Genomic DNA, 12055 nt, shown 5'->3' on the forward strand with positions numbered 1-12055 from the left:
ATTTATAAATAACGATTATCGTACATAGCTTAGCATTACCATAAAAGGGATCTGTAAATGAAACGTGTTGTAATCACTGGTATGGGCATCAACTCATGCATCGGCAACTCTTTGGAAGAGGTTACTCATTCTTTAAAAAATGGAATCTCTGGGACACGTTTTAACCCAACTTATGCTGAACTTAATTTCAAGAGCCATGTCAGCGCGGCGGCTGTTCAAGATTTTGATGGCATTGACCGTAAAATTAAACGTTTTATGGGTGTCTGTGCCATGTATGCCTACAATGCGGCGATTGCGGCGGTAGAAAATGCAGGCCTTAAACAGGAAGACCTGGCCAATAACCCACGTTATGGGATTACAGGTGGTAGTGGCGGTAATTCAACCGCCTCTGTTGCTGAAATGGTGAAACTTTTAGAGGAAAAAGGCGCACGTAAAATTGGGCCTTTCTTTGTTCCACGCAATATGAGCAACACCATTACTGCAAACGTTGGTGTGTCATTAAAACTTCAGGGTATCGCTCACTCCATTACCAGCGCATGTGCAACATCTGCCGATGCGATTGGCTATGCTTACAACCTGATCCAATTGGGCAAACAAGACCTGATGCTAGCAGGTGGTGGTGAAGAGGATCACTGGTCTCAAAGCCTGCTGTTTGATGCAATGGGCGCATTGTGCTCTAAATATAATGATAGCCCAGAAACAGCTTCACGTCCTTATTCAAAAGACCGTGATGGTTTCGTCATTGCAGGCGGTGGTGGTTTCGTTATTCTCGAATCACTGGAACATGCTCAGACTCGTGGTGCTAACATTTTAGCTGAAGTTGTCGGTTATGCTGCAAATAGTGATGGTGCTGACATGGTTGCGCCAAGTGGTGAAGGTGCGACCCGCTGTATCCTCATGGCACTGGAAGAAGCCAAACAACATGGTGTTGAGCAGATTGATTATATCAACACGCATGGTACCTCCACCCCTGCTGGTGATGTGACGGAGCTTAAAGCAATCGAACGTGCTTTTGGTGAGGGTCAGGTTCCACCATTAAGTTCAACCAAATCCATGACGGGTCATAGTCTGGGTGCCGCTGGTGTTCAGGAAGCGATTTATTCTGTACTGATGATGCAAAATGACTTTATTGCACCAAATATCAACGTCACAGAACTGGATGAGGGCGCACAGGGTTTCGATATTGTACTTGAAAAACGTGATGCAAAACTGAATACTGTCATGAGTAACAGTTTTGGCTTTGGCGGTGTAAACGCCTGCCTCATTTTCAAGAAGTGGGATGCATAATCCCACCTAGGATGATCGATGGATGCACCTTCTGATGCTTTCTTGTGGGTGAAAGCATTACATATTATCGCTGTGGTGTGTTGGTTCGCTGCATTATTCTATCTGCCTCGTCTTTATGTTTACCATGCGATGAGTGAAGATACTGTCAGTCATCAGCGCTTTGAGGTCATGGAACGTAAATTGTACCGTGGCATTATGTGGCCATCCATGATTGCTACACTCATCACCGCCCATTTCCTTGTGGACTGGGGGGATGCCACCAGACACTATCATGAAGCGTTATGGTTTTATCTTAAAGTCGGTTTGGTGGGTTTACTGGTGATTTACCATTTTGTATGTGGTTATTACCGTAAAAAACTGATTGGTAATGCCCACTACAAATCACATAAGTTTTGGCGGTTCTTTAATGAAATGCCCACCCTGATCCTACTTGCAGTGGTCATTTTAGTTGTGGTAAAACCTCAGTTTTAACTGGGGTTTTTCTTTTCAAGTGAAGATAATTCCCAACAATAATTTTAATCCCAGATATCATCAAATATGTCCCAGCCCACACAATCGTTGATACAGAGATTAGAAGCCAGATTTATTTCCAGCCTAATTGTTCATTTCAGGATAAATGAATTTGAATGTCGTGGACTCACGCAGGGTGAAGTGGAGATTGCACAGCAGGTTTTTGGCAACCTGATCAACTATGATCAGGTAAGAATTTTTAATACCCCTTATTTACCTTGGCAGCCAGCCAATATTTTTATCGCACCGAATGGCAATTTATTCGCATGTCAACCCTCTTTCAGTGCAGACTATTCAAAATGCTCAATGGCATTACAGGGTGTTTTTATTCATGAGCTGGCACATATTTTACAATACCAGCAACAGACTAATGTCATTCTGAAAGGTGCAATCCTACAACTGGGCTATTATCTAAGTTTTAAAAAATACAATCCTTACTGTTATCAATTTATTCAGGGCAAAGCTTTTGAGGATTATAATATTGAACAGCAGGGTGACATTGCACGAGATATTTTTTTCAGGAAAATTCCAAATATCATTAAAAAATAAAAAGCCCCGTGATTTTATCCACAGGGCTTTTTAGGTAATTGGATCGCAATCTACTTTAAACAATAGAGCCTTTGCGAGCTTCTGGGCTGTGTTCATGACTATCATCCATTTCAGTCGTAAAATCCACACGCATTGCATCCTTAACAATTGTACCAACACGCCCTACGCCAATTACCAAACCAAATGCAACCACTGGAAATAAAATTACTGGAATCATTACTACTTACCTCTCATGTTAAAAATCAGGTTCTTCTGAACTTATTTAAGTTCCTGCTCTTGTTCTCGGAACATGACTGTACCAATACGACCAACAACCACAGCCAGACCAAATGCAATTACAGGAAACCATACTACTGACATAGCGAATACCTCTTTTTTCTGATCATGTATTACAACATGATGCTTCATTGGATAACAATAGTGTACACATGTTCACATTAATTAAGATAATAGCAGTGTACAGTTGTACACTCAAGCGTAGCAAAGTAACTCCCGACAAACGGTATATAAAATTTTAACAAATTGATTTAATTAAATTATTTTATAAAAACCCCACCTCAAATAAGTAAAATATAGTCATTTTTATTATTTTATGTATATTTATTGTACAAATTAAACTTTAAAATGGATTATCAGTACATATCATGTCCATACACCAAAATGAGCGGAAAAAAACTTTATAGCGCTATATGAAATTTCTTCACACTCATGCAGCATAACTACGCAAACATTGAGAAATGTTGCCGTTTTACACAGAAAAATTTGTTTTTTCTACGCAGAAAAATGTGCATTTAGTATATATTAGTAAACTTGTCATTTTTCTTTAAGATATAGAATGTCTGGCGCCATGATATAGCAATGTTTTTTAAAACCATACCTATATAAATCAAAAACTTGCATATCATAATTTGTTAAAACTCAGGATTAAGTTTGAATGAAAAATTTTAAAGTTGCCCTTGCTCAGTTCTCTCCGCATATTGGCAATATTGATGCAAATACTCAAAAGATGGTTGAACAGGCAAATTCAGCGAAACAACAACAGGCTGACTTGATCATCTTCCCAGAACTCTCCACGCTGGGCTACCCTGCTGAAGACCTTATACTTCGTCCGAACCTACAAAAACGAACCCAAAAGGCGTTTGCCCAGTTAAACGAAGTCAAAGATATTGTGATGGTGTTCGGTTTTGTGCACCAGACTGAGGATGGGAATCGCTATAACTCCGCCGCTGTAATGAAAGATGGTCAGGTTTTAGGTGTTTACAATAAACATAACTTGCCAAACTACGGTGTGTTTGATGAGAAACGTTATTTTCAGGAGGGTCACCAGCATCTGGTTTTTGAATATCTAGGGCATAAGTTTGGTGTCTTGATCTGTGAAGATGTGTGGTCACTCAATACCGTTAAACAGTTAAGCCAGCTCAATGTTGAAACTGTGCTGATCTTAAATGCTTCACCATATGAAGTCGGTAAACCACAGCACCGTGTACAAACCCTGAATGAGCTGGCAAAACAGCTTAGCCTGAATATTGTTTACGTGAATCAGGTGGGTGGACAAGATGACCTGATTTTTGATGGGTCGAGTTTTGTCAGCAATCATAATGGGCAGCTTGCCTTACAGGCCCCAAGTTTTCAGGAATCTGTTTATTTCGCTGAATATGATGCAAAACAGAAGCTGTTTAAAACCGCAAAAACCACGCCTCCCCTCGACACTTTTGCTGAAATTTATCAGGCATTGGTCATGGCAACCCGCGACTATGTGCAACGTTCAGGCTTCCCTGGCGTGATTCTGGGTCTATCGGGTGGTATTGACTCCGCACTCACCCTTGCGATTGCGGTGGATGCGATTGGCGCAGATAAGGTACAGGCTGTGATGATGCCTTATACTTATACCTCTCAAATGAGTGTGGAGGATGCGACTGAACAGGCACGCCGTATGGGTGTAACCTTTGGTATTGCAGAAATCCATCCAATTGTGAACAGTTTCATGCAAACCCTTTATCCATTCTTTGGCAATAGCCCTGCCGATGCAACCGAAGAAAATTTGCAGGCACGTACCCGTGGCACTCTGTTGATGGGCTTATCGAATAAGTTTGGCAACCTTGTCCTTTCCACAGGTAACAAGTCGGAAATTTCAGTGGGTTACTGCACATTGTATGGTGATATGGTGGGTGGTTTCTCTGTACTCAAGGATGTGTATAAAACCATCGTGTTTGAGTTGGCGAAATATCGCAATACTTTGAGTAAAACACCTGTTATCCCTGAACGTGTGATTACACGTCCACCATCAGCAGAGTTACGCCCAGACCAGAAAGATCAGGATTCTTTACCAGCCTATGATGTACTGGATGCAATCCTGTACGCCTACATTGAGGAAGACCTGAGTCAGGCAGACATCATTGCCAAAGGCTATGAAGCTGAAGTGGTCGAGAAAGTTATTCGTTTGGTTGACCGTAACGAATACAAGCGTCGCCAAGGGGCAATTGGACCACGTATCAGCTCGCGTGCGTTCAGTCGTGAACGCCGTTACCCTATCGTCAATGGATGGACTGCGAATGACTGAACAGATTGTTTCTGAAAAGTCACAACACCTTGCTCAAGCACTTTTGCTTGAGCAGGTGGCATTTTATAAAAACCAACTGACTACCCAGCTTTCTGCTGAGTTTTTTCAACAGTTTATCCAGCTTTTTATACAACATGCGCCAGACATCCAACTCAGGGAAGTTGTTGAACTGGAGCAAATTCAGGCTGTCGTTAAGCGTTATGCCTTTGAAATGCAGCTTGGTGCAGGGTTACTGGAATTTATTGGTGAGATTGCTCAACGGCTGCATGTTTTTTCTTTACAGTCTTCAGCAGAATTACAAGACTTATTTTCAGATCAGCAGTTTGAAATATGGCTTTCCAAATTTCTGGAACTGGAAAATATCCGCCACTATCTCAACCACTTCCTTAAAGAAAGTCCATCTATTGAGCAATTGTGCCAGTACATTGCCACCACAACCTTGCAGAACAAGTTGCCAAAACTGTTTTCACAGGCTGATGAAGACAGAATATCTGAAAGCAAGTATGAATGGCAGCAAAAACTAAAAAGCTTTTCATACCGCCAGCAACAACGAATTGAGCAGAAACTGGAAGAAAGCATAGGCAAATTTATTCAGGAGCAACTGGCTGATTTAAGCCTACTGTCTAATGATGACCTGGAAAGTCTTGCCCGCAATGTTTGGGATGATAACAAGGCCAAGCCGCTATCAGAATACACCAAACAGGTGACTCCATTGGATGTTGAAGAATTCTTTGTGATGATCTATGAATACTGGAAAGAATTACGCCAGTCCTCTTTCATACAAGAGCTGATCCTGTACGGTGTAAAAGTCTTTTATGATTTCTATAAAGATGAAAGTCTGGAAGATATTTTTGCAGCAATTGGTCTGGAAGACACAGATTTACTCAATGAGGCTGTACGTTTTTATCCAAAAATTGTAGCCGCTTTAGACGAGCATGGTGTATTAGAGCCAATCATTACATTAATTCTAAAACCGTTCTACGAAAGTCCACAGACCTTGGCGACCATCGAAAAACATTTATAGCCTGTACATAAACCAGAACAACGCTGTTTTGGTTTGAAACGACAATAACAGGCAGCATCATATAGATAAAAAGAAACCACGCAGGAGCGTGGTTTTTAAAAATGGTGGCTATGACGGGACTTGAACCTGTGACCCCCGCATTATGAGTGCGGTGCTCTAACCAACTGAGCTACATAGCCATAAACTGTGAGCGCATTATCTAGTGTTCCGTATAGCTGGTCAAGTCTATGGTTTTGAAAATACGAAACATATGCGCAGTTTTTATTCTTTTAATTTTCAACTGATCAAATTTCAACAAACATTTAAATCAGCGTAAAAATCCAGGGAAAGCATGTCTTTTATACAGTGAGAAAATTGATATCCTGAACAGCACAGCATATTTTAAAAACAACAGACAAAAAGAGACCACGCAGGAGCGTGGTCTATAAAATGGTGGCTATGACGGGACTTGAACCTGTGACCCCCGCATTATGAGTGCGGTGCTCTAACCAACTGAGCTACATAGCCAAAAACTGTGGGCGCATTATCTTAACTTTCACTACATACGTCAAGCGTATTTTTCAAAAAATCTTGGAAGTGGGCCTATAAGCTGGGTTCTGTCGAAGACGATCATTCCTCTAGGCGTACAATCACTCATACGCTCAAGCGACCTACCCGAATCCGATGCGGGTCACACCTAATGGATTCCTATTTGGTCTTGCTTCAGGTGGAGTTTACCATGCCATGAACTGTTGCCAGCCATGCGGTGCGCTCTTACCGCACCCTTTCACCCTTACCTCACGAATGAGGCGGTCTACTCTCTGCTGCACTTGTCGTCAGCTCACGCTGCCTAGGCGTTACCTAGCACCTTACCCTTTGAAGCCCAGACTTTCCTCCCCTGCTTCAGTCACGAAGACCTCCACAGCGGCGACCGTCCAGCCCACTTCGTGGCGCATCTTATCAAAGTTAGCAATTAATTGCTCGCATTTTTTTGTGCAGTCAGCTTCTTATATTTATCCATGAGCTCATCATGGGATTCAGCATGCTGAGGGTCAAGGGGAATACAATCGACTGGGCAAAACAACTGGCACTGTGGCTGATCATGATGACCTACGCACTCTGTACATAGTGCAGGGTTAATCTCATAAATCAGCTCACCCATATAAATGGCTTCATTCGGACATACAGGTTCACAGACATCACAGTTAATGCATTCATCTGTAATATATAAGGACATTTACCAACCTTGTTGATGTTTTCGTTCAAATGCCTCAACCACAACGGCAGGCACAAACTTGTTCACATCACCTTTTAAACGGGCAATCTCTCTCACCAATGTCGATGAAATAAATGAGAATTGCTCTGAGGGTGTTAAAAATACAGATTCAAAATGTGGATCGAGCTGACGGTTCATATTGGCCAACTGGAACTCATATTCAAAATCTGAAATTGCTCTTAAACCACGCAGTACCGCTGTTGCACGTTGTTCTCGAAAGAAATTGACCAACAAACCATCAAAACCCACAAACTCTACATTAGACAAATGGCTTAATGAAGCTTTTGCTAATTCTACGCGCTCTTCTAAACTAAACACTGGATTTTTATGATGTCCAATTGCAATAGCCACCACAACTTCATCAAACATTTTTGATGCCCTTGCAACCAAATCAACATGTCCATTGGTAATTGGATCGAAAGTCCCTGGATAAATCACACGTGTTTTAGACATGCGTTGTACTCTAGTGAATGAGATAAGGGGTGTATTTTAACAAATGTTCGGGCTAAACGCGAAATTCCTAAACGATGGAAAAAGATTGCGTTTTACGGCACAATAGATGCAATTGTGGAAGTTTGAATTATGGTTAAAGCAACAGTCGTAAAAAAACATAGTGGTGGCACGATTGCTCAAAATAAAAGAGCACGCCACGATTACTTTATTGAAGAAAAATTTGAGGCAGGTATGTCTCTCCAAGGCTGGGAAGTAAAGTCCTTGCGTGCTGGACGTATGACACTTTCCGAAAGCTATGTCATCTTTAAAAATGGTGAGGCCTTTTTATTTGGTTCACAAATTCAGCCGTTATTGTCTGCATCAACGCATGTGGTTCCTGAATCAACACGTACCCGTAAATTGCTTTTGTCTCGTCGTGAGCTGGAAAAGCTTTTGGGTGCAGTGAATCAAAAAGGTTATTCATGTGTGCCGCTTGCCTGTTATTGGAAAGGTCATTTGGTTAAGCTGGAAATTGCGCTAGTGAAAGGTAAGCAGTTACATGACAAGCGTGCCACCGAAAAAGATCGTGACTGGCAAAGGGATAAGGCAAGGATGTTGCATAAGTAATTTTCTAAAAAAAAGTGGGACCACCTCTAAGTTTCCACTATCTTTTGTTGATTGTTGAATCTTTGCGGAGAGCATTGCGTAGCTATCTGCTGCTTCTGCTAGTTCCTTTACGCCCAAACCAACACCAAGCGCAGCCATAGCGCCCACAAGCGCATTAACAGCAAACTTTGCGCCGTTAATTCCTTGGTCAAAGCCTGTTGTGTTGGCTCGTAAGTTCAATAAGAAATCTAAGCTATTTGTAGCCATACAACTTTCCTTTAGGCATAAAAAAACCTGCCATTGCTGACAGGTTCGTTTAAAACGTAATGTGATTTGTTGGGTAAATTAGGTATTAAAAACCCGACTATTGGTCGGGCTTGATTCAATAACTTCAAAATTACATTACGGGCATTTCTTTTGCCATAAAATATTCATCATTTTGGGGTTATAAAGACCATCATCTTCATCTTCAATAGATACGGTGTCGGTCTCTGAGTTGTAGATAAAACGTCTATAACCTGTATATCCACCAAACCTATTTTTTGCATTCACTTCACCACAATTGCCCTTTTGATTTCTAAACTTAGCTGAATCAGGATCAAAAGCTAACTCTTTAACCTTGTTCTCAATTTCTTTAATCTTATCAGGCTTATCATCTTCAGCTTTCTTCTCAACAGTAGCTTGATTACTAACAACTTGATGATCTTTATTAAAATTCGCCTGTTCGATCTTTGCTTGTTTGTTGCTCTCAATACGAGCTTGCTCTTTTTGGGCTTTATCCCTAGCCTCTTGAGCTAATCTTGCTTGATTTTCAGCTTCAATCTGTGCCATTTTTTGATTATGTTGCTGTGTTTGCTGAGCTAAAGCTTCTTCTCTAGCTTTTCGATCACTATTTGATTTCCAAACTACACCAATCATTACCAGTACAACAACACCCAAAATAATATAAATTCTATTCATAACACCGCATCATTAGTCATAAGGCTTAAACTGAGTTCCACAACGCAAACACATCCATGTTTTGGAATAGTTGGATAGTGCTGTTTTGTTTTGAGATTCCATTTTTGCATAAAGCTTAATTAAGCCCCAGATTATTGACATCCTCCCCGACCTAAAGGACGGGGATTCCTACTGCTAGATGGCAATGTCCTGCCACGAAACAGATACTATAGTTCTCTGCTTCTTATTCCAATGTAGTCCTACCTTTCGGATTGCAAAGAGTGCACGGATTACAATGGGGAAAACTGTTTTTTTTCGTGTTGTATCAGTCTGCTGACTAAAAATATACAACGTAATTATCATAGCACATGGATTACTAGATTCAAATGTTTTTAGCAATCCTAGCCAATCCCCACAAGGGGGACTAGCGGATTGCAGCCTTATATCCTCGGGCTAAACCCCGAGGTTTTACGGCTATTCGGATAAACCCAACAGCGGAGCACAGATAATAAAATTTAAAATACCATCCATTAATTTAGGCTCTGAAAAAACACTTAAAGCCCCTTTTAGTAATGGCATGGCGAACATTAAAAATAATACCACAACCACAATCTTTGGCATTGAGCTATTTTTTGGTGGCGCACACCCAGCAGCCAGATGTGATTGTGATGCAGATCGCCCACGACCACCTCCAACAGATATTCGACCGCTTGTAGAAACACTAACACCGCCGAAGCCACTTTGACCAGTTCTACTTCCACCTGCCCAAATCATAGCTAAAGTTTTAGTATTTTTAGAATCACAGCTAGGACAATTTGACATCTTATAATTTACCTTTTTGATGCGCGATGATATGGCTGTACATAGGTGCCATCTTTTCTTGAATAACCAGAAACATACTGATTTTTACTTCGACTATCACCGCTATAACTTGAGGATGCGCCAGTGTAATTTGTTCTATAACTCGAAGCAGAAGAACCATAACCACTATAATTCGATGATGATTCTATACATTCTTCCTTTAATTTATCCTTAAAATTAACTTCTTGCCCATAGTTCAAACAGGAAACCTTTTGTTTTGCTTTTATGTCCTTACACGGCTTATCCTGAAAAACTGAATTCCCATTAACTTTGCATTGATAAACTTGAGCATTAGAAGTGGCAGAAAATAAGATTAAAGAAAAACCAATTATTAGTTTTTTCATCTTCTTCTCACTTATTCTTCACATCAATTTTAAATATCTGACCTTTACACACCCAAACCGTGTAGGCTTGCATATCAATATCGTACTTATATTCTGTAGCAGCACAAGAAAAACGTCCATCTTCATAGACAAAAAATCTTGGTCTAGGTTTGCCCATCTTTTGCAGCAAACTTTCTTCACTATCACCAACTGTCACAAGTTCGGTAGATGAACGCATTGAATTAGTTTCACGCGCAAATACACTTGTAGATAATAAAAAGGAAACAACCCCTAATAATAAAAACTTTTTCATTGTGTTATCCGATTGTTATTAATCTCACACAATTTAACAAATGATCGAAATTAAGTCATTAACAGATTTTCATTATTTCTCTAATTGTTTAATGCTCTTATCCCATTCTTGCTTACTTAATTGCATCGCAATACGCACCGCTATAGCCGTAGTTTTAATATTTTGTCTTTAATTTTTTTGAGCTGCTTCAATGTATTTCAAAAATGCGCCATGACATCGTTAAAATATCATCTGGTCTATGACCGCAACCAATCAAGTATTGAATCGAATCAAACCAGGTGGACTCATTGACCTCATTTTTTGCTCTACTTTGTTGCTTCTCTTTCTTAAAAAATGCTTCATTCACTTGAATGATTTTTAAAACAAGTTCAGCAATGGCATCCTGATTTGCAATATGTTTTGAGAAAGTTTCTGGATCAAGTGAAGTCAGCATCTTCTCCATTTCCAATTGGTTCTATCTAAAGTCAGTTGCACTTTGTCGAATGAAAACATATTGAAAATCAACTGAGAAATTTGACGATAATCAAAATACTGACCTGCAAAGAAGCGCTGCATACGTCGATAAAATGATTGTGGTGAGCACTTGATGAGCAAGGCTTTAGATGCAGAAGAAAGATTGCATGTTTGCTTTAAAATGATCGCAAGCATGATGAGCGCAAAGCACTTTAAATCTGCCTTGTTCCATTTTAGAGATTTGTTTAAGATATAACTCATTGAGATGTGTCATAGTATTCGTCGTTAGAAAACAATTATTGTGACATTATTTCAATGAGTTATCTATTTTTGTCGTGTACAGCGACTATTCTTATACTCTATTGATTTTACTTACTTTTAACTTTTAGTTCCGCCAAATATTTCCCAAACTTTCTCGCTGTTTCCAGGTCACCTTCTGGCGGTGTGATTTCCACACTGGCATTATCAGATTGCGTCATCAAGCCCAAGAAACTCGACATGCGGTTAATATCCAGTGGACTTCGTCCCGTTGGCATAAAAGGCAAGCCTGCCCATAACATGCCATGTTGCATCGCAAACAAATTAATTTGCTGTAATACCGCCAATTTGTCTCCGCTGAGACCACCACCGTTAGTAAAACCAGCAGCCAATTTCCCCTGCCATGTACGAGCCAACCAGCGTTTAGAAGAATCTTCCATGAACTGTTTCAAGGCAGAAGTTAAGCTTCCCATATAGGTTGGACAACCCATCACGATCACATCAGCCTGGTCTAATAAATCCCACTGCGGCGCAGCCACAGAAAGCAGATGCACTTCTGCACCTACCTGCTCGGCACCCTGAGCGATGTATTGTGCAACTTTGGCTGTATGTCCATAAGGACTATGGTAGATCACACAAACTTTGATTTGGGGAGTAATTTGCTCAATAACAGACATGGGAAATT

Annotated in this window: 16 protein-coding genes, 2 tRNA genes, 1 other RNA gene and 1 pseudogene; 6 read left to right on the forward strand and 14 right to left on the reverse strand. The window is 40.5% G+C overall.

Annotated features, from left to right (window positions below; all coding sequences use genetic code 11):
• Window positions 1-57 precede the first annotated feature (57 nt).
• The 3 genes from F967_RS10180 to F967_RS10190 all read left to right on the forward strand — a co-directional run bounded on the left by F967_RS10180 (window position 58) and on the right by F967_RS10190 (window position 2346).
• Window positions 58-1287, forward strand: coding sequence for a beta-ketoacyl-ACP synthase II (locus tag F967_RS10180; RefSeq protein WP_004799698.1), 1230 nt, complete (start codon window positions 58-60; stop codon window positions 1285-1287).
• Between the two features lie 18 nt (window positions 1288-1305).
• The gene (gene hemJ, locus F967_RS10185) at window positions 1306-1758 is read left to right on the forward strand and encodes a protoporphyrinogen oxidase HemJ (RefSeq protein ID WP_004676559.1); all 453 of its coding nucleotides are present in this window, start codon (window positions 1306-1308) and stop codon (window positions 1756-1758) included.
• Between the two features lie 66 nt (window positions 1759-1824).
• The gene (locus tag F967_RS10190) at window positions 1825-2346 is read left to right on the forward strand and encodes a hypothetical protein (RefSeq protein WP_004761813.1); all 522 of its coding nucleotides are present in this window, start codon (window positions 1825-1827) and stop codon (window positions 2344-2346) included.
• Window positions 2347-2401: 55 nt separating this feature from the next.
• On the opposite strand, the gene F967_RS14360 is transcribed toward F967_RS10190, so the two are convergent.
• Window positions 2402-2563: a hypothetical protein gene (locus F967_RS14360; RefSeq protein WP_004676555.1), complete on the reverse strand. Its 162-nt coding sequence runs from the start codon at window positions 2561-2563 to the stop codon at window positions 2402-2404.
• Between the two features lie 717 nt (window positions 2564-3280).
• On the opposite strand from F967_RS14360, the gene F967_RS10195 reads away from it, so the two are divergent.
• Window positions 3281-4906, forward strand: coding sequence for an NAD+ synthase (locus F967_RS10195; protein ID WP_004757370.1), 1626 nt, complete (start codon window positions 3281-3283; stop codon window positions 4904-4906).
• On the forward strand, window positions 4899-5930 hold the full coding sequence (locus F967_RS10200) for a hypothetical protein (RefSeq protein ID WP_004799702.1): 1032 nt from the start codon (window positions 4899-4901) through the stop codon (window positions 5928-5930). Before F967_RS10195 ends, F967_RS10200 begins: the two co-directional genes overlap by 8 nt.
• 102 nt (window positions 5931-6032) lie before the next feature.
• Here the strand turns inward: F967_RS10200 and F967_RS10205 are convergent.
• The 5 genes from F967_RS10205 to coaD form a co-directional block, all read right to left on the reverse strand.
• Window positions 6033-6109 (reverse strand) — tRNA-Met (locus F967_RS10205).
• A gap of 251 nt (window positions 6110-6360) precedes the next feature.
• Window positions 6361-6437: transfer RNA gene (locus F967_RS10210), tRNA-Met, on the reverse strand.
• A gap of 62 nt (window positions 6438-6499) precedes the next feature.
• Window positions 6500-6856, reverse strand: an RNA gene (rnpB, locus tag F967_RS13350) — RNase P RNA component class A.
• A 26-nt stretch (window positions 6857-6882) separates the two neighbouring features.
• A complete protein-coding gene (locus F967_RS10215; protein WP_004761816.1) occupies window positions 6883-7146 on the reverse strand; it encodes a YfhL family 4Fe-4S dicluster ferredoxin in 264 nt (87 codons plus the stop codon).
• Window positions 7147-7638, reverse strand: coding sequence for a pantetheine-phosphate adenylyltransferase (gene coaD, locus F967_RS10220; protein WP_004799704.1), 492 nt, complete (start codon window positions 7636-7638; stop codon window positions 7147-7149).
• 129 nt (window positions 7639-7767) lie between these two features.
• On the opposite strand from coaD, the gene smpB reads away from it, so the two are divergent.
• Window positions 7768-8244: an SsrA-binding protein SmpB gene (gene smpB / locus F967_RS10225; protein WP_004682825.1), complete on the forward strand. Its 477-nt coding sequence runs from the start codon at window positions 7768-7770 to the stop codon at window positions 8242-8244.
• Here smpB and F967_RS13925 read toward each other — a convergent pair.
• The 8 genes and pseudogenes from F967_RS13925 to F967_RS10255 all read right to left on the reverse strand — a co-directional run bounded on the left by F967_RS13925 (window position 8173) and on the right by F967_RS10255 (window position 12047).
• On the reverse strand, window positions 8173-8490 hold the full coding sequence (locus F967_RS13925) for a hypothetical protein (protein ID WP_004799707.1): 318 nt from the start codon (window positions 8488-8490) through the stop codon (window positions 8173-8175). The genes smpB and F967_RS13925 overlap by 72 nt on opposite strands.
• Before the next feature lie 135 nt (window positions 8491-8625).
• Complete coding sequence (locus F967_RS10230) at window positions 8626-9183, reverse strand: hypothetical protein (protein ID WP_004799708.1); 558 nt, start codon at window positions 9181-9183, stop codon at window positions 8626-8628.
• Window positions 9184-9636: 453 nt separating this feature from the next.
• Window positions 9637-9984 (reverse strand): hypothetical protein, encoded by a 348-nt coding sequence (locus F967_RS10235; protein WP_004799710.1) that lies wholly within the window; start codon window positions 9982-9984, stop codon window positions 9637-9639.
• An 8-nt stretch (window positions 9985-9992) separates the two neighbouring features.
• Window positions 9993-10367 carry a DUF4124 domain-containing protein gene (locus F967_RS13930; RefSeq protein WP_004682833.1) on the reverse strand — a complete coding sequence of 125 codons (375 nt, stop codon included), beginning with the start codon at window positions 10365-10367 and terminating at the stop codon, window positions 9993-9995.
• 7 nt (window positions 10368-10374) lie between these two features.
• The gene (locus tag F967_RS10240; RefSeq protein WP_004676536.1) at window positions 10375-10659 is read right to left on the reverse strand and encodes a hypothetical protein; all 285 of its coding nucleotides are present in this window, start codon (window positions 10657-10659) and stop codon (window positions 10375-10377) included.
• A 187-nt stretch (window positions 10660-10846) separates the two neighbouring features.
• Entirely contained in the window at window positions 10847-11092 is a 246-nt protein-coding gene (locus F967_RS10245) for a hypothetical protein (protein WP_004799712.1), read from the reverse strand.
• Window positions 11093-11097: 5 nt separating this feature from the next.
• Window positions 11098-11386: pseudogene (locus tag F967_RS10250) on the reverse strand (IS4 family transposase); the annotation flags it as partial.
• 94 nt (window positions 11387-11480) lie between these two features.
• Window positions 11481-12047, reverse strand: a complete 567-nt coding sequence (locus F967_RS10255; RefSeq protein ID WP_004799713.1) for a flavodoxin family protein — start codon at window positions 12045-12047, stop codon at window positions 11481-11483.
• Between the last annotated feature and the right edge of the window lie 8 nt (window positions 12048-12055).

This window comes from Acinetobacter sp. CIP 102637 (assembly GCF_000368425.1).
GTDB lineage: Bacteria > Pseudomonadota > Gammaproteobacteria > Pseudomonadales > Moraxellaceae > Acinetobacter > Acinetobacter parvus.

What these genes read in the sequence shown, in the direction of transcription:
- F967_RS10180 (WP_004799698.1), top strand. Translation starts at nt 58, where the DNA reads ATGAAACGTGTTGTAATCACTGGTATGGGCATCAACTCATGCATCGGC.
- hemJ (WP_004676559.1), top strand. Translation starts at nt 1,306, where the DNA reads ATGGATGCACCTTCTGATGCTTTCTTGTGGGTGAAAGCATTACATATT.
- F967_RS10190 (WP_004761813.1), top strand. Translation starts at nt 1,825, where the DNA reads ATGTCCCAGCCCACACAATCGTTGATACAGAGATTAGAAGCCAGATTT.
- F967_RS14360 (WP_004676555.1), bottom strand. Translation starts at nt 2,563, where the DNA reads ATGATTCCAGTAATTTTATTTCCAGTGGTTGCATTTGGTTTGGTAATT.
- F967_RS10195 (WP_004757370.1), top strand. Translation starts at nt 3,281, where the DNA reads ATGAAAAATTTTAAAGTTGCCCTTGCTCAGTTCTCTCCGCATATTGGC.
- F967_RS10200 (WP_004799702.1), top strand. Translation starts at nt 4,899, where the DNA reads ATGACTGAACAGATTGTTTCTGAAAAGTCACAACACCTTGCTCAAGCA.
- F967_RS10215 (WP_004761816.1), bottom strand. Translation starts at nt 7,146, where the DNA reads ATGTCCTTATATATTACAGATGAATGCATTAACTGTGATGTCTGTGAA.
- coaD (WP_004799704.1), bottom strand. Translation starts at nt 7,638, where the DNA reads ATGTCTAAAACACGTGTGATTTATCCAGGGACTTTCGATCCAATTACC.
- smpB (WP_004682825.1), top strand. Translation starts at nt 7,768, where the DNA reads ATGGTTAAAGCAACAGTCGTAAAAAAACATAGTGGTGGCACGATTGCT.
- F967_RS13925 (WP_004799707.1), bottom strand. Translation starts at nt 8,490, where the DNA reads ATGGCTACAAATAGCTTAGATTTCTTATTGAACTTACGAGCCAACACA.
- F967_RS10230 (WP_004799708.1), bottom strand. Translation starts at nt 9,183, where the DNA reads ATGAATAGAATTTATATTATTTTGGGTGTTGTTGTACTGGTAATGATT.
- F967_RS10235 (WP_004799710.1), bottom strand. Translation starts at nt 9,984, where the DNA reads ATGTCAAATTGTCCTAGCTGTGATTCTAAAAATACTAAAACTTTAGCT.
- F967_RS13930 (WP_004682833.1), bottom strand. Translation starts at nt 10,367, where the DNA reads ATGAAAAAACTAATAATTGGTTTTTCTTTAATCTTATTTTCTGCCACT.
- F967_RS10240 (WP_004676536.1), bottom strand. Translation starts at nt 10,659, where the DNA reads ATGAAAAAGTTTTTATTATTAGGGGTTGTTTCCTTTTTATTATCTACA.
- F967_RS10245 (WP_004799712.1), bottom strand. Translation starts at nt 11,092, where the DNA reads ATGCTGACTTCACTTGATCCAGAAACTTTCTCAAAACATATTGCAAAT.
- F967_RS10255 (WP_004799713.1), bottom strand. Translation starts at nt 12,047, where the DNA reads ATGTCTGTTATTGAGCAAATTACTCCCCAAATCAAAGTTTGTGTGATC.